General features: G+C 62.8%; 12 protein-coding genes. 8 read left to right on the top strand and 4 right to left on the bottom strand.

Features of this window, described 5'->3' with window-relative positions; genetic code table 11:
• Positions 1–93 precede the first annotated feature (93 nt).
• Together AC1DON_RS06735 and galA are read left to right on the top strand one after the other, a co-directional pair.
• Entirely contained in the window at positions 94–1329 is a 1236-nt protein-coding gene (locus AC1DON_RS06735; protein ID WP_476934001.1) for a glycoside hydrolase family 18 protein, read from the top strand.
• Positions 1330–1489: 160 nt separating this feature from the next.
• A complete protein-coding gene (gene galA / locus AC1DON_RS06730; RefSeq protein ID WP_476934000.1) occupies positions 1490–4381 on the top strand; it encodes a beta-galactosidase GalA in 2892 nt (963 codons plus the stop codon).
• A 31-nt stretch (positions 4382–4412) separates the two neighbouring features.
• On the opposite strand, the gene AC1DON_RS06725 is transcribed toward galA, so the two are convergent.
• Positions 4413–6725, bottom strand: coding sequence for a calcium-binding protein (locus AC1DON_RS06725; RefSeq protein ID WP_476933999.1), 2313 nt, complete (start codon positions 6723–6725; stop codon positions 4413–4415).
• A 298-nt stretch (positions 6726–7023) separates the two neighbouring features.
• On the opposite strand from AC1DON_RS06725, the gene AC1DON_RS06720 reads away from it, so the two are divergent.
• Together AC1DON_RS06720 and AC1DON_RS06715 are read left to right on the top strand one after the other, a co-directional pair.
• On the top strand, positions 7024–7704 hold the full coding sequence (locus AC1DON_RS06720) for a hypothetical protein (RefSeq protein ID WP_476933998.1): 681 nt from the start codon (positions 7024–7026) through the stop codon (positions 7702–7704).
• A 2-nt stretch (positions 7705–7706) separates the two neighbouring features.
• Positions 7707–8060 carry a nuclear transport factor 2 family protein gene (locus AC1DON_RS06715; RefSeq protein WP_476933997.1) on the top strand — a complete coding sequence of 118 codons (354 nt, stop codon included), beginning with the start codon at positions 7707–7709 and terminating at the stop codon, positions 8058–8060.
• Between the two features lie 65 nt (positions 8061–8125).
• On the opposite strand, the gene AC1DON_RS06710 is transcribed toward AC1DON_RS06715, so the two are convergent.
• On the bottom strand, positions 8126–8587 hold the full coding sequence (locus tag AC1DON_RS06710; protein ID WP_476933996.1) for a response regulator: 462 nt from the start codon (positions 8585–8587) through the stop codon (positions 8126–8128).
• Positions 8588–8777: 190 nt separating this feature from the next.
• On the opposite strand from AC1DON_RS06710, the gene AC1DON_RS06705 reads away from it, so the two are divergent.
• From AC1DON_RS06705 to AC1DON_RS06695, 3 genes are all read left to right on the top strand, one after another.
• Complete coding sequence (locus AC1DON_RS06705) at positions 8778–9395, top strand: glutathione S-transferase family protein (protein ID WP_476933995.1); 618 nt, start codon at positions 8778–8780, stop codon at positions 9393–9395.
• Between the two features lie 237 nt (positions 9396–9632).
• Positions 9633–10610, top strand: coding sequence for a UDP-glucose 4-epimerase GalE (gene galE / locus AC1DON_RS06700; RefSeq protein WP_476933994.1), 978 nt, complete (start codon positions 9633–9635; stop codon positions 10608–10610).
• A 235-nt stretch (positions 10611–10845) separates the two neighbouring features.
• On the top strand, positions 10846–12000 hold the full coding sequence (locus AC1DON_RS06695; RefSeq protein ID WP_476933993.1) for a glycosyltransferase family 4 protein: 1155 nt from the start codon (positions 10846–10848) through the stop codon (positions 11998–12000).
• 34 nt (positions 12001–12034) lie between these two features.
• On the opposite strand, the gene AC1DON_RS06690 is transcribed toward AC1DON_RS06695, so the two are convergent.
• Together AC1DON_RS06690 and AC1DON_RS06685 are read right to left on the bottom strand one after the other, a co-directional pair.
• Positions 12035–12568 carry a hypothetical protein gene (locus AC1DON_RS06690; RefSeq protein WP_476933992.1) on the bottom strand — a complete coding sequence of 178 codons (534 nt, stop codon included), beginning with the start codon at positions 12566–12568 and terminating at the stop codon, positions 12035–12037.
• Between the two features lie 86 nt (positions 12569–12654).
• A complete protein-coding gene (locus AC1DON_RS06685) occupies positions 12655–12825 on the bottom strand; it encodes a hypothetical protein (RefSeq protein ID WP_476933991.1) in 171 nt (56 codons plus the stop codon).
• 136 nt (positions 12826–12961) lie between these two features.
• Here AC1DON_RS06685 and AC1DON_RS06680 point away from each other — a divergent pair, with 136 nt between their 5' ends.
• The gene (locus AC1DON_RS06680) at positions 12962–15802 is read left to right on the top strand and encodes a M16 family metallopeptidase (protein WP_476933990.1); all 2841 of its coding nucleotides are present in this window, start codon (positions 12962–12964) and stop codon (positions 15800–15802) included.
• Positions 15803–15812 lie beyond the last annotated feature (10 nt).

The following is a 15812-nucleotide window of genomic DNA, read 5'->3' as shown; positions in this document are numbered from 1 at the left end:
ACACTGGACTTGCAGAGGTCTGAAATTGGCGCTATCTGTTTGACGGCCTTACGGGACCAGCGACAATCAACGACCACTGCAGGGACACACCTTATGAGTGCGCGCACAGCCTTCCTTTCCGCCCTGGTCCTTACAGCCGCCGCGGCGTTTCCGGCCTGCGCCGAACCTGTTGTCGCCGCCTATTACTTCCCCAATGGCAGCGGTCACGAAGCGCTTGAGCGGCCATCGACAACCAGGCTGACCCACCTTGTCTACGCCTTCGTGCCGGTATGCGGCGACAGCCCCGCTTTCGACGCAGCCGAAAAGAAAGAGCGCGCGCCGCTGTGCACGGGCAAGGCCGATTACGCCATCACCCTCCCCGCCACCGACAAGACGCGCGCCGACCTCAAGGCGATCGCCGCGCTCAAACAGCGCGATCCGGGGCTGAAGGTCATAGCCTCGGTCGGCGGCTGGGGCATGCCGATGTTCCCCGAAGTCGTGGTAAGTGCCGAACGCCGCAAGGTGTTCACCCAGTCCGCCGTCGCCCTGCTCAAGGAAAATCCGGTCTTCGACGGCGTCGATATCGACTGGGAATATCCGGGCGGCGGCGACGAAGCCCGCGCGCCGCTCAGCGAGACTGGCCGCGTCCAGGAAGCCGCCGACCATCGCGCCCTGGTCGAGGCCCTGCGCACGGCCTTCGATGCCATGAAAGCGAAGGACGGCCACGCCCGTCTCCTGACCACCGCCGTCGCCGGTTATCCGCGTTCTGTCGCCGGTATAGACTGGAAAGGCGTGCAGGACGATTTCGACCTGGTCTTCGTCATGACCTACGACTTCACGCCGGAAAAGGCCTTCCAGAGGAACGGCGACTATTCGGGCGGCGGTGGGCTTCCCGGCCACCACAGCAACCTGGTCGCGGGACCTTCGACTGACGGCTATGGCTCCGACGCCATGATCCGCAACCTGGAAGCCGCCGGTGTTCCCGCCGCCAAGATGGTTCTGGGCGCGGGCTTTTACGGCCGCGAATGGACCAAGGCCAGTTTCGCCGCAGACCGCTTCCCGGCCAGCGGTTCAGGCGGCGAATTCGTCGGCATGGCATCGTGGACCCAGATCAAGGCACGTGGTCTGGAGGCCAAGGGCTGGACGAGCGGCTACGACGAGACGGCGCAGGCGGCCTATTGGCACGACGCCAAGTCCGGCGGCTTCATCTCGCTCGACACGCCACAAAGCCTGGACGCCAAGGGCCGCTATGCCCGCAATGAAGGCTTGGCCGGGCTGTTCGCTTGGGAACTGAGCCAGGACGACGGCACACTGGTCGATGCCATGGCGACGGCGGCCGAGGGGCAGTAGCCGCCTCTGCACGCGTGTAGCAGGCCTTCCCGGTCCGGCGCCATTTCTGGCCCTGTTCAACGCCTCCACTAAAAAAAGCACCCTGGGCGCAACTATTGTATGACATTTGCACTCTGTTTGATAGGTTGCCGGCACAATACTGACCTGCAGGGAACCGGACATGAAACAGGGTATGAAAATCGGCCTTCTGGCACTCGCCATGGCGATGCCCATGAGCGCCCCCGTCATGGCCTTTGCGGCAGAAGCCTCCCAGGCCGTCCCCGCAGCCCAGCGTGAGCGGATCAATATCGACAAGGACTGGCGCTTTGCCTACGGCCACGCCGACGACGCCGAGCAGGATTTCCGCTACGGCCTGAGACCCTTCTTCTTCGCCAAGGCGGGATATGGCGACGGACCGGCCAATGCCGATTTCAGCGACACCGCCTGGCGCCAGGTGGACCTGCCGCACGACTGGGCGGTCGAGCTTCCGTTCGATGCCAGGGGCAACACCAATCACGGCTCAAAGGCCATTGGCCAGAACTTCCCGGCGAACAGCGTCGGCTGGTACCGCAAGGCAATCGACATTCCCGCATCCGACCAGGGGCGCCGCATAGCGCTTGAGTTCGACGGCGTTTATCGCGACAGCGTCGTATGGGTGAACGGCCACTATATCGGCCGTGAGCCAAGTGGATATTCCGGGTTTCGCTACGACATCACGGACTATATCAACTTTGGCGGCCGCAACGTGATCGCCGTTCGCGCCGACGCCACGCAGGAAGAGGGCTGGTTCTACGAAGGCGCGGGGATCTACCGCCATGTCTGGCTGACCAAGACCGACCCACTTCACGTCGCGCAATGGGGCACATTCGTCAAAACCACGGTCGAGGGCGGCCAGGCCCGCGTCGACGTCGATGTGACGGTGGCAAACGACGCCAAGTCTGACCAGGCCTTCTCAATCCGCCAGGAGGTTTTCGACGCTAGCGGCAAGATGGTCGCCAGCGGCGAAGCCGGCAATCTGAACGCCCGGGCCGTCTCCTCAGGCGATTTCGCGACGGCGCTGACGATAACTGAACCGCACCTGTGGTCGCTTGAAGACCCTTATCTCTACCGCCTGCGCACGACGATCCGGCGCGGGAGTGAGACCGCCGATACCTATGACACGTCCTTTGGCGTCCGCACGGTCACCTGGGACGCGGACAAGGGCTTCTTCCTGAACGGCAAGAGCATCAAGCTGCAAGGCACCAACAATCACCAGGACCACGCCGGTGTCGGCGTGGCAATGCCGGACGGCCTGCAAACCTGGCGGCTGAAGCAACTGAAGTCATTTGGCGCGAATGCCTACCGGGCGTCGCACAATCCACCGACGCCCGAGTTTCTGGATGAGGCCGACCGTCTCGGCATGCTGGTCATAGACGAGCACCGGATGATGGGCACGACGCCTGAGATTCGTGGCCAGCTGGAGCGCATGGTCAGGCGCGATCGCAACCACCCCAGCGTCGTCATCTGGTCTGTCGGCAATGAGGAATGGGCGCTGGAATGGGCGCCGCTGGGGACGCACCTGGCGATAGAGATGCAGGATATCGTCAAGCGTCTGGACCCGACGCGGCGCACCACGCTGGCGGCCAGTGGCTCCGGCAAAGGCACCTCGATCGGGGCGGATGTCATCGGCTTCAACTATGGCGCCCAGCACGATGTCGACGCCTTCCACAAGGCGCATCCCGAAAAACCGGCGCTGATGTCCGAAGAAGGCTCGACCCTGACGACGCGCGGGGTCTATTTCGACGACCCCAGCGCATCCCATCTGAACGCCTATGATCGCCAGGGCCGGCCGGGAAGCTCCCTGAGCATCGAGGAAGGCTGGCGCCGTGTCCAGGAACGGCCGTGGATGTCGGGCATGTTTATCTGGACGGGCTTCGATTACCGCGGTGAGACCACGCCATTTGGCTGGCCCGCCATCTCGTCGCAGTTCGGGATGGTCGACACGACCGGCGCCTGGAAAGATACCGCCTATTATCTGAAGTCGGTGTGGACGAAGGAACCAAGCGTTCACATCCTGCCGCACTGGAACTGGCAAGGCAAAGAGGGCCAGCCGATCGACGTGCGGGTCTACAGCAACGGCGACGCCGTTGAGCTGTTCCAGGATGGAAAGTCCCTCGGCCGCCAGTCGATGGTCAAGGATTCGCACCTGAAGTGGAGCGTGCCCTATAAGTCCGGGAGATTGTCGGCGAAGGCGTATCTGAATGGCAAGCTGGTGGCTTCGAGTGAAGTCGTCACGACGGGTGATCCGGAAAATATAGCCCTTACTCCCGACAAGACCGTTCTGAAGGCGGACGGGACGGATATCTCCGTCGTCTGGGTCAATGCCACGGACAAGGCCGGGCGGATCGTTCCGACGGCTGGCGATAATATTGCTTTTGCGACGACGGGCCCCATCCGGATCATCGGGGTCGGCAACGGAGACCCGGGCTCGCATGAGGCCGACCGTCCGGCGGAACGCCACGCCTTTCATGCGGTGGCGAACTGGCGGTCGCTGGCCATCGACAGCCTCGATGGCGGTGTGGCCGTCGCTGAAAACGTAGATACCTCGACCTGGCGGGATCCGACCCAATGGCTGCCGCCGGAAGCCCAGCCGCCTCTGACCGCCGGGCTTGTCCTGCGCGGACAGTTCGCGCGGCCGGCCATGGCGCCGGGCGACGTGGCAACCCTGTTTGTCGGCAAGCTGGATGCCGGGCAGAAGGTCTATGTGAATGGACGCCTGGTTGCGCCCGCCGAGATCGATGGCGCCCTCACCGTCGCCCTTGATCCCGCCGACCTGAAGGACATGAACAGCCTGACCTACGTCATCGCGACTCCTGAAGGCGGCACCCAGGGCATGTTCGACCGTTCGGTCGGGACAACCAAATGGGGCAATCTGCGCACGACGACACCGGCCGCATCCTGGCAACGCCGCGTCTTCAATGGCTGGGCGCAAGTCATCGTCCAGTCCACAGGCGAGCCGGGGGCCGCGACGCTCAAGGCCACCGCGCAGGGCCTCAAGCCGGTCGTCGTGAAGTTTCAGGCGAACGGCAAATAGCCGCCTTGTAGGCTCGGAAGGACTTCCTGCTCTATACGAAGAACAGGTCGTCCTTCGTCACGGTCGCGCCGGTGTCGATCAGGGCCAGCTCGAAAGCCGCGCCGGCGCCATTGCCGTCCGCATCCCACCACAGCTTGTGCGCCGCTGCGTCCCAGACGAACTGCGCGCCCGAACCCACGGCCGCCGCGCCTTCGGTGAACTCGGCCGCCGTCAGCCCATGGCCCGATGCGAAGCCATAGTCTGCGCCTGAGAAGACCAGGCGGTCGACGGCATGGACGAAGTCAACGATGTGGTCGTGGCCGTTGGTGGCCACCGAGCCGAAGATGAAGTCGTCGGCGCCCGTACCACCGCCCAGCACGTCATTGCCCGAGCCGCCGATGAGCGTATCCGAACCATTGCCGCCCGACAGGCGGTCGTGGTCGGCTCCGCCCGACAGGCTGTCATTGCCTTCCCAGCCGTAGAGGCTGTCATTGCCAAGGCCACCCGACAGGATGTTGTTGCCGCTGGTGCCTTCGATGGAATTGTTGAGACCGTTACCGGTGCCAGAAATCGCGCCATGCGTCAAAAGCAGGTTTTCAACGTCGGGCGTCAAGGCGTACGAGATGGACGACTTCACCGTGTCGATGCCCTGGCCGAACAGCTCGTTGACCCGGTCACCGTCATGGTCGACGTAGTACAGGTCATTGCCCGCGCCGCCAGTCATCTGGTCGTTTTCGGTGCCACCGTCCAGCGTATCATTACCTTCGCCGCCCTGCAGCGTGTCCCAGCGCGAGCCGCCCAGCAGCAGATCGTCGCCGCCACGGCCGTACAGCACGTCCGAACCATCCAGGCCCGTGAGGGCGTTGTTACCTTCATTGCCGATGATCTCATTGTTGAGCGCATTGCCCGTACCGTTCAGGTTCGGAGCGGGCGAGCCGTCCGAAGGCGCCAGCAGCACGAGATCTTCGACGTTGGCGCCCAGCGTGTAGCTGACATAGGACTTGACTTGGTCGCGATCGAGCACCGAGGTTTCGACAACGACTTCGGCGCCGGTGTAGACGATGTAGATATCCTTGCCCGAGCCGCCTTCCATATAAGCGCCGCCGTCGAGACGGTCGTGGCCGTTGCCGCCATACAGCGCCGCGCCGCCGTACAGCGAGTCATTGCCGTCCATGCCCCAGATCGTGCCGGTGCCGGAATTGTCCCAGATCGAATTGTCAGTCGCTGTACCATGGCTGGAGCCGTTGACGTGGGCATTTTCGATATTGGCGCCCAGGTCGTAGCTGCCGGTCGCCCAGACGGTGTCATTGCCGCCACCGGCCAGTTCGCTGAGCGTGTCATCGCTGGAAATGCCGAAATATTCGTCATTGCCCGCGCCGCCCGCCAGCGTATCCGTGCCCGACCCGGCGTAGAGGGCGTCGTCGCCAGCGCCGCCGGCCAGGCTGTCATTGCCTTCATTGCCTTCGATATAGTCGTTGCCGTCGCCGCCCAGGATGGTGTCATTGCCTTCGCGGCCGCGCAGGGTGTCGTCACCGTCCATGCCGCTGATGTAATTGTCTCCGACATTGCCCTTGATGGTGTTAGCCTCGGCATTACCGTTGCTGTTGACGTCAGCGGTGCCGATGAAGTCGAGGACTTCGACATTGGTGACCGCGTCATAGGACACCGTGGCGTAGATCACGTCGGACTTCTTGTTGTGGACATTGTCGACCGGGGCAGAGCCGGTGTCGACAACGACGTCGCCGATATTGTCGACATAGTAGGTCGTCACGCCTTCGCCGCCCTGCATGGTGTCGGCGCCCTCGCCACCATCCATGACGTCGCGGCCATCGCCGCTCGTCAGGCTGTCGTCACCTGTGCCGCCATACAGCGTGTCCTGCGTACCGTCGTGGCCGATCAGGGTGTCGTTGCCGCCATTGCCGATCAGCACCGCTTCTGAAAAGCGCGTCGGCGCGACGATATAGTCGTTGGTGGCCTTGCCGTACTGCTTGGAGGCCTGGACCAGGTCATCGACATTGTAGACGACGCCGTTGAATGAGACCTTTTCGACGCCGATCAGGCGGTCGGTGCCTTCGCCGACGTTCGGGTTCAGACCGGTGCCGACGATCAGGCCGGGATCACCCGTAGAGACATAGTAGTTGCCGAGCCAGTCCTGGATGACGGTATAGTCCCAGACATTGCCGGAATAGACGGCGGTATCAATGCCGTCGCCGCCGTTGATGACATCATTGCCCTGCCCGCCGGTAATGGTGTCGTTACCCGCGCCGGCCAGGATCTCATCCTTGCCGTCCAGGCCGAAGATTTCGTCGGCGCCGGCCGTGCCGGCTAGCTTTTCGGGCGAATTGGTTCCGCTAATGACAGCCATGAGGAATTCCCCTGCGAGTTATGAATTCAAAAAGAAAGAAATGAATGCACTGAAAGGCGTAAGCGACGCACGCGCCTGAAGCCGGTAATAGGTGCCCGGATTCGCGCGGTATGACTTAGGCAACGCAATTAAGCTTTTGGCAACCGTGTTCAACTGTCAGACGAGCGGGCGACATGTCAAGTGACAAGCCGGTCATGGTGCGCCTGTGACGACGGGCATGGTAATTTGAGCCTTTTCGCAATCTTTCGCCGGATCACCGCCTCTGCTAACCTGCCTTGACTGTCGAGGGGAACCATCCATGCGCCTTTTTCTGGCTACCGTCGCGTTGGCCGTCTTCGGGCTTCCGGCGCATGCCGCCACGCCTGCACAGCAGGCGGAGCTGAAGCGGCTTGAACGGCGCGCGCAAAGCCTGGCGATAGCGTTTTCGGCGGCAACGACCAAAGACAATGTGCTGCACACGCTTGGCGCGCGGTACTGGGCGGTGAGCCAGCCGTGCTCCAGCGACTGTACCCAGAGCTTTTTCATCGACGGTGGCAAGACAACGCCATACGTGGCCCACCTCTACCGTTATTCCAGCCGCATGAACTCGGACAACTACCATTACGACAGGCCATTCGAAGCCGAGAGCGGCTTTGTAGAGGTATGGCTTGTCGACAAGAATCCGCCCGACATGTGCTTCTCGGTCGATGGCTGGAACACCGTGCTGAAGGCTGCGGGCTGGCCGCCCCTGACCCGCGGCACGCGGACCCGCATCGTGCGTGTTTCCGCGGACCCGCGGGCGGTGGAGGACGGTGACTTCGAGGCCGCCGAAAAGCGCGAGGTGACGGTGACGGTGTGGGAAAGCCGTCTCGGCAACAAACAGATTGGCCTGTCGACTGCGCCGGATATCTACGACAGGTCGTTTATCACGACCAAAACGCTTGAAGCCGCGCAAGCCTTGGGCGACTGCGCGCGGCTTGTGACGACGGAGGTGGAATAGTTGTGCTGACGATAGACCCAAAAGCCTTTGCCGAAAGCTGGTGTGCGGCCTGGAACGCGCGCGATATCGAGGCCGTCCTGGCGCACTTTCATGACGACGCGACCTTTACCTCGCCGTTCGCGAAGCGCGTCTGGCCGAACAGTTCCGGTGTCTTCGTGGGCAAGACCGCCATCCGCGCATACTGGAGCGAAGGATTGAATCTTGTACCGGACCTGCATTTCCGCATCGAAACGGTGTTTGCCGGCATCGACACGATCGTCATCCACTATGTCAACCAGTCGGGCCGTCAGGTCGCAGAGGTCCTGACCTTCCGGGGAGACAAGGTGATCTCCGGCCACGGAACCTACGCGGGATAGGGTTCATGCGTCATCGCATTGCTAAGCAAAGTTAGCCACAAACTGCTGCAGTGGAGGCTAGCCTTTCACGACAGCGTCGCGCTGACCGCCATGTTGCGCGCCACGGCGCCAGCCGCCGGCAGTTCCATCATGCCCAGCCAGCAACTGGTGAAACAGCAGGCCAGGCGTTCATAGCCCTCCCCGCTCAGCGGTTTGGCGATATAGCCGCTGGCGAAGGCGTCGTAACAGCGCGCCACTTCATTCTCGTCGCGGGAACTCGACAGCATCAGCACCGGCAGGCTGCGCGTGCCGGCGTCAGAGCGGATGCGCCGCAAAAGGTCGATACCGGAAATGCCGGGCAGGTTGATGTCGCACACAGCCATGCTGAACCCTGCGCCACTGCCCTCGCCCAGCATCTTCCATGCGGCTTCGGCGGTCGGCGCCACCGTGACCGCAACCTCTTCATTTGCGCGTTTCAGGGCGCGTTTGAACAGGATGGCGTCGCCGGTATTGTCTTCAATCAGCAGGATATGGTGCGCGTCAGACATTTTGCTTCCTCGTTTAATAAACTTAGGAACGCCTCATTCAACCTTCGATGTGGAGACGGGTCTTCAAAAATAACCACGTCATAAGTATACCCTATTCATGATTACCACCGCAACGGGTTGTGGTAAAATCACGGCATCGCGACCGAAGGCGGAATCACGGGACAAGCCTTGAAGAACCGGAGGCAAGTCCATGACCCTGAAGCTCCTCGGCCGGATCAGCTCGATCAATGTCCGCAAGGTCGCGTGGGCCTGCGATGAACTGGGCCTGCCCTATTCGCGCGAAGACTGGGGCACGGGATTTGCCGACGTCCATGCCCCGGCCTTCCTGACGCTCAATCCCAATGCCCAGGTCCCGGTCCTGATCGACACAGATGTGACGCTGTGGGAATCCCACACTATCCTGCGCTACCTTGCCAACCGCTACCATGGTGAAACCCTCTATCCGAGCGATCCGGTGGCACGCGCCCGCGTCGACCAGTGGCTCGACTGGCAGGCCTCGGACCTCAACCCGGCCTGGAGCTACGCCTTCCTGGCCCTGGCGCGCGGCTCCGAAGCCCACAAAATCCCGTTGATGGTCGAACGCTCGATCGCGCGCTGGACGCAGATGATGAAGGTGCTGGACGGGCACCTGGCCACGCGGCCCTACGTGGCGGGTGAGGTCTTTTCGCTGGCCGATATCGTCATCGGCCTGTCGGTCAATCGCTGGCTGGCGACGCCGTTCGACAAGCCGGAACTGCTGGCGGTCAGCGCCTATTACAGCCGCCTCGGCCAGCGTCCGGCCTTTGCCGCATATTCGGCTGTCGCATAGGCGAGCCGGCGTCCTCCGTCTTACTCAGGTTAGCGGTAATTTATGCCGCAGACTTGCGGGAGAGACCACCCCACGGTGTCAGTCCATTGAAATCGCCAAGGTATGGGCGACGGACAGCACCTTGTTGAAAGGATTGCAAATTTTGGCGCCTCGCCTTATAGAGTCGCTTTTGCACACGCATTTAAAGTCACGATTGCATAATTTGCATAGTTTTCTGGTAACGATTCCGGGGGGAAGATGAGTACGGTATTGGTTGCAGGCGGCGCGGGTTTTATCGGCGCCCAGGTCTGCAAGGCGCTTGCGGGTGCGGGCTACCTGCCTGTGACACTCGACAATTTGTCAACGGGGTACGCGGAAGCGGTCAAATGGGGCCCGCTGATCGAAGCCGACCTGCGCGATCGCGACGCCATACTCGACGCCATCAAGGGCTACGGCATCAGCTCGGCCATCCACCTGGCCGCCTCGAATCTGGTCGGCGAGAGCATGCGCGACCCGGCGGGCTATTATGACAACAATGTCGGTGCGGCGACGGCCTTTGCCTCGGCACTGGTCGAGGGCGGCGTCCAAGCCATCGTCTTTTCGTCGACAGCCGCGGCCTATGGCGTGCCCGAAACCCCGCTGATCCCCGAAGACCACCCGCTTAATCCGATCAACCCCTATGGCGGCAGTAAGGTCGCTTTCGAGCAGGTCCTGCACTGGATGAGCCAGGCGCACCCGCTGCGCTATACCATCCTGCGCTATTTCAACGCCGCCGGCGCGGACCTGGACGGCGAGATCGGCGAAAGCCACGAGCCCGAAACTCACCTCATCCCGCTGATCTGCCAGGCCGCCCTGGCCGGCGACCGGCCGCTGACCGTCTTCGGCACCGACTATGCGACACCCGACGGCACGGCGGTGCGCGACTATGTCCACGTCACCGACCTGGCCGAAGCCCATGTCGCCGCCCTGGCCCGGCTGCTGGACGGCGGTGACAGCCGCGTCTTCAATGTCGGCACCGGCGAAGGCGTGACTGTGCTGGAAACGCTGAAGGCCGCCGAACGCGTCACGGGGCGCCCGGTCCCGCACAGCTTCGGGCCGCGTCGCGACGGCGACCCCGAAACCCTTGTCGCCGACGTCAGCCGCATCCAGCGCGAACTGGGCTGGTCGGCGCGCCACAGCGATATCGACACCATGATCCGGACGGCCATGGCGTGGCAGTCGAACCGTCTCTACTGAAACATGGCCATCGACTATAGGCGTCCTGAACGAAGACACGCTTTGTAAATTCGCCACACCCGGTTTGAATATCCGCGCGCTGCGGTAACGGGATAGGGGTTTAATATTGCGAGTCACCGAAGTGTCGTGATACGGCGGGCGCTTCCGGTGATCACTATACTTGCCGGTTACCGGGCTGGGGCGCCCGATATGTAATGATTATAAGGGCTGGGACAATTTTTACAGTGAGTTTGGCATGAGGGTGGCAGTCCTGGGGCTGCGCGCCCTGTTCGGTGCGCAAGGCGGCATCGAGACTCATGTGCGCGACATCGTCTGTCACGCCGCGCGGACACCACACACGAAGATCGCCTTCGAAATCATCGAACGCGCACCCTATGCCTCGCCCGATGGCGCCATGCCGTCCGACATGCGTGGCGTGACCCTGACGCCGCTGTGGGCGCCGCGCTCAAGCCATTTCGAAGCCATCATGCACTCCACCCTGGCGGTCGTGTGGTGCGCTTTGCGCCGTCCAGACGTCGTCCATATCCACGCCATAGGCCCGTCGCTGGTCGCGCCCCTGGCCAGGCTGTTCGGCTTACGTGTCGTCACCACCCACCACGGCACCGACTATGACCGCGCCAAATGGAGCACGTTCGCCAAGCGCATGCTCAGGCTCGGCGAATGGAGCGGCGCGCGCTTTTCCGATGCGCGTATCGTGATCGCTCCCGGGCTGGATGAACGGCTGAAAAAGGCGTACGGCGTCGACTACACCTACATCCCCAATGCCGTTCCGCCAGCCCCGAGCCCCGAGGGCGATCTCCTGGCGCGTTACGGGCTGACGAAAGGACGCTATATCGTCAATGTGGCGCGCATCGTGCCCGAAAAGCGCCAGCTCGACCTGATCGACGCCTTTATCGCCGCAGGCAACGCCGGTGCAAAGCTGGTCCTGGTCGGCGGCGCCGACCACGGCAGCGCCTACGCCCAGACGGTCACCGACCGTGCGGCGACCGATCCGCGTATCGTCATGACCGGCGCCCTGCCCAAGGCAGAGGTCAATGCCCTTTATGCCGGGGCCTCCGCCTTTGTCCTGCCTTCGAGCCACGAAGGCCTGCCGATCTCGCTACTGGAAGCCATGTCGTTCGGCCTGCCCGTAGCGGTCAGCCGCCTGCCGACCCTCGCCGAACTGAAGCTGCCGGGGGACTGCTATGTCGACGACGCCCAAAGCCTTGAGCGCACGGTGGCCCGGCTGTCGCGCGGCGTGGCAAAGATCAACTGGACACCGTTCCTTGAGCGTTATTCAATCGACAGCGTGACCCGCCGGACGCTTGAGGTCTACCACGCGGTGGCCGGCAAAAGCGTCGCACCTGTCGAGACGACGGACACCGCCGACACCGAAGCGGTATTGCAGTAGGCAAAAGCCCTGTAATCCCCGTCAGTTCCGGCATTTAAGTGTCAGGCCGCAGTTCTGCCAGTATGCGCTCCAGCACCTTGATCGCCTCAGTCTGTTTCAACCTGTGATCAGCCGACGCAGCCGCTTTGATTTCCGCCCGGCGCAACAGTTCGGCGACAAGGCCGTCCAGTTTGTTCCGGATGCTGCTGCCGAGATGCAGATCGGCACGCAATTCGGCATTGCGTGCGTCAAGTTGCTTAACCCGCTCGGCATAGTCCTGAATGTCATAGGCCCTGTGGACGGCAGTCAATCGCGTGCCGCTTATAGTCCGTGAGAGCAAGCCCTCACATACCTCTTCGATTACGACGAAGCGTGAAAAAACCGAGACTTCGATGTCCCCGGACATGAAGACTTGCAACTCAGCCTCTGTGACGTCAGCCCCCTCGATGACGACTTCAAGTACGGGATCCAACCGATCTTCCTCGCGTTCAAAAACGAACGGATAGAATCTCAATGTCGCCACGCCCTCCGCGATCTGTACTCGGCCAAGGCATCCATAATATTCCGCTATGGGCATTTCATCGGTCATAGCATTATCTGACATCGGCTAGCAGTAACTGCAAGACATGGTGTAGCCGTCAGGCGTCCGGGCATCGCCAACGCGCTGACAAAACCTCAGGCGTGCCGACCCATCATGCGCAGGTGGAGCATCTTGTTGCGCGCGGAGATTTCAGCATCGGCAACCAGTGAATGGAGCAGCAGATTTCCCTGCTCGGCGGAGACGCGGCCCTGGGCGATTTGCTGGAGGATCGCCGTGACGTTTTCAGATCGCTTGGTGAACATCATTTCCTCTTTTTCACGACTATGCGCACAGAGGCGTTAAGGTTCAATTATGCGCGCTACGGCCGGCATGCGCCAAAGTCTTCATGACGGTTTACGGCGCGGCACAACCGGCGTTATATATCCGGGACTCGGGGGGAATATGAAAACCGGACATCTGCGCGCAGCCATCATCGCCCTCGCCCTGGCGTTCGCGCCCGTCACGGCGGCCGCAGAGCCGGTGAAGCCCATTGCCTTCCCGCACGAGCAGTCGGACCGCAAGCCCGATCCGGACGCCCGTTATGGCCGCCTGCCCAATGGCTTAACCTATGTCGTCCAGGCCAACGCCACCCCCAAGGGCACGGCCGCCATCTATATGCGCGTCGCCGCCGGCTCACTGGTCGAAACCGAAACGCAGAAGGGCCTGGCGCACTTCGTTGAGCACATGGCGTTCAACGGTACCACCAATATCCCCGAAGGCGAACTGCGCCGCCGCCTTGAGCGGCACGGCTTTACCTTTGGCGCCGACAGCAACGCCTTCACCTTCGACGCCAAGACGCTCTACATGCTGAACGCGCCCAAGAGCGATGATGAGACGGTGAAGGAGGCCTTGTTCATCCTGCGCGAAATGGCCGGCAATGTCCGCTTCGAAGCCGCCGCCGTCGACCGCGAACGCGGCGTCGTCCTGGCCGAGGAACGTCTGCGCAGCGACCCCATGAGCCGCCGCACCGAGGCCTGGAACCGCCGGGTTCACGCCGGGGCGCGCTATGCCGAATTCTACAACCCCATCGGATTGACCGGCATCATCCGCACCGCCCCACCGGCTGAACTCAAGGCCTTCTACGATGCCTGGTATCGGCCGGAATTGACGACGATCATCGCCGTCGGCGATTTCGACGCTTTCGAAGTCGAGGCGATGATCAAGGAAAGGTTTTCCGACTGGCAGGGTCGCGGTCCAGTGCCACAGGAACCGGACTGGGGCGCGCGTACGCCGTCGGGCGTTCAGACCTTCGCTTACGAGGACAAGGGGCTGGTCGAGGAGATGAGCCTCAATTGGATCGCGCCCGAAGACCGGCGGGACGACACGCCCGCGCGCATGGACGACACCTTCCTGGACAACTACCTGTTCCAGATCGTCAACACCCGCCTTTCGGAGCGCGCCCTGGCGGCAGATTCGGCCTTTTTCCAGGCCAGCATGGGGGCCTACCCGGTGCCGCACACGGCGCGTGTCACCTTCCTGTCGGTGCTGCCCAAGCCTGGCCGGGCGCGCGACGCCCTGGCCCAGGCCTATGGCATCATCCATACCCTGCGGGCGGAAGGCCTGACCAAAGCCGAGGTTCAGAAGGCGCAGCAGACAGTCGACTCCAACTTCCGCTTCCTGCAGGGCGCAAGTGCGACACGCGACTCCGCCGGCCTGGCCGCAACCATCGTCGCCGGCCTGGACCAGAACGCCGTCGCCGAAGGTCCGGAAGATTCGGTGAAGCTGTACAAGTCCTACAAGAGCAAGGTCGGCCGGAAGGATCTTATGGACGGACGCCTGCGCGCCTGGTTCTCTGGCGACGGTCCCATTCTGTCGCACTCAGGCGAGAGCATAGGCGGTTATGACGAAGCGGCCATGCGCGCCGACTACGAGGCCTTGTCCGGCAGCGAAGCGGCGGCCTATGCCGCAGCCAAGACCAAGGCGTGGCCATACGGCCGCCTCTTCACCCCTAAGGTCGCGCCCGCCAGCCAGACGGTCGACCCGGACTACGGTTTCAGCCGCTATGTCTGGCCGAATGGCGTCACCCTGCACATCAAGCCGACGCAACTGGTCGCCAGCCAGATCCGCGTCCAGGTGGATTTCGGTGGTGGCCAGCTCCTGTTCGACCCGAAAACCCACCCGCCCCTGTTCCTGGCCTCCGGTGACTTTCTCTACTGGGGCGGCCTGAACAAGCTGACCATGCCGCAGCTCAGCGACGCCCTGCGCAATTACCAGGTCAGTGTCGGTTATCTGCTTGGGGCCGATCAGGCGACGCTCAGCGGCACGACCAATCCGTCCAGCCTGAGCCACCAAGTCGAGACGCTCTTCGCCTATGCCACCGACGCCGCCTATCGCCCCGATCCCTATGACCGTTACTTGGCCTGGCTGCCGGAATATCTGCGCACGCTCAAGGCCGCGCCGGAAAGCGTCCGCGTCCACCACTGGGGCCGGATCATGCACAGTGGCGATCCGCGCTTCGACGAGACGCGGCTGGACCGGATGGACGATATCGCCTTTGGCGATATCCGCGACATCCTGCGCCGCAGCCTGAGCGACACGCCGGTCCACATCACCATTGTCGGCGATGTCGATGAGCGCAAGGCGGTGACCGAGATCGGCAAGACCTTCGGCACCCTGGCCCCGCGCCCGGCCAAACCCGCCGAAGCCGATGGCGCCCGCCGGATTTCGTTCCCGCCTAAGGCGCGCGACGTCACCCTGTACCACGAAGGCCGCAATGACCAGGCGATGAGCATCGCGCTGTGGCCGACCGACGACTTCGTTTCGGACCCCAGGACGGCACGCGTGACGACCATGCTGGCCGCCGTCCTCTCCAGCCGGCTGCAGGATGAACTGCGTGAATCTCAGGGCGCGGACTACGCCCCCCAGGCCTACGCCTATAATGACGAAACCTATCCGCACCTCGGCTCGATCGGCGTCGTGTCCGCCGTCAAGGCCGGCGCCGACGGCGATTTCCGCAAGGCGCTTACCGCCATCGTCGCGGACCTGAAGACCAAACCCATCAGCGACGACGAACTGGACCGCGCGCGCAAGCCGGTGCTGGCGGGCATGGACAATGACGTCAATGACATCAGCTACTGGACGTTCGTGCTGGCGCGCCTGGGCACGCACCCGGAGCTGCGCGCCGACTGGCTGGCCCGCCGCAAGCAGTATGAAGAGATGACGCCGATGGATCTGATGACGGTGGCGCAGCGCTACCTGAAGGACGACACGGTCGTCGCCGTCCGCGTCGTGCCGAAGTCCTAGACCGTGCCGC

This window comes from Asticcacaulis sp. P4_H10 (assembly GCF_056400965.1).
This window is presented reverse-complemented; position numbering and strand designations above follow the sequence as displayed.

What these genes read in the sequence shown, in the direction of transcription:
- AC1DON_RS06735 (WP_476934001.1), top strand. Translation starts at nt 94, where the DNA reads ATGAGTGCGCGCACAGCCTTCCTTTCCGCCCTGGTCCTTACAGCCGCC.
- galA (WP_476934000.1), top strand. Translation starts at nt 1,490, where the DNA reads ATGAAACAGGGTATGAAAATCGGCCTTCTGGCACTCGCCATGGCGATG.
- AC1DON_RS06725 (WP_476933999.1), bottom strand. Translation starts at nt 6,725, where the DNA reads ATGGCTGTCATTAGCGGAACCAATTCGCCCGAAAAGCTAGCCGGCACG.
- AC1DON_RS06720 (WP_476933998.1), top strand. Translation starts at nt 7,024, where the DNA reads ATGCGCCTTTTTCTGGCTACCGTCGCGTTGGCCGTCTTCGGGCTTCCG.
- AC1DON_RS06710 (WP_476933996.1), bottom strand. Translation starts at nt 8,587, where the DNA reads ATGTCTGACGCGCACCATATCCTGCTGATTGAAGACAATACCGGCGAC.
- AC1DON_RS06705 (WP_476933995.1), top strand. Translation starts at nt 8,778, where the DNA reads ATGACCCTGAAGCTCCTCGGCCGGATCAGCTCGATCAATGTCCGCAAG.
- galE (WP_476933994.1), top strand. Translation starts at nt 9,633, where the DNA reads ATGAGTACGGTATTGGTTGCAGGCGGCGCGGGTTTTATCGGCGCCCAG.
- AC1DON_RS06695 (WP_476933993.1), top strand. Translation starts at nt 10,846, where the DNA reads ATGAGGGTGGCAGTCCTGGGGCTGCGCGCCCTGTTCGGTGCGCAAGGC.
- AC1DON_RS06690 (WP_476933992.1), bottom strand. Translation starts at nt 12,568, where the DNA reads ATGACCGATGAAATGCCCATAGCGGAATATTATGGATGCCTTGGCCGA.
- AC1DON_RS06685 (WP_476933991.1), bottom strand. Translation starts at nt 12,825, where the DNA reads ATGATGTTCACCAAGCGATCTGAAAACGTCACGGCGATCCTCCAGCAA.
- AC1DON_RS06680 (WP_476933990.1), top strand. Translation starts at nt 12,962, where the DNA reads ATGAAAACCGGACATCTGCGCGCAGCCATCATCGCCCTCGCCCTGGCG.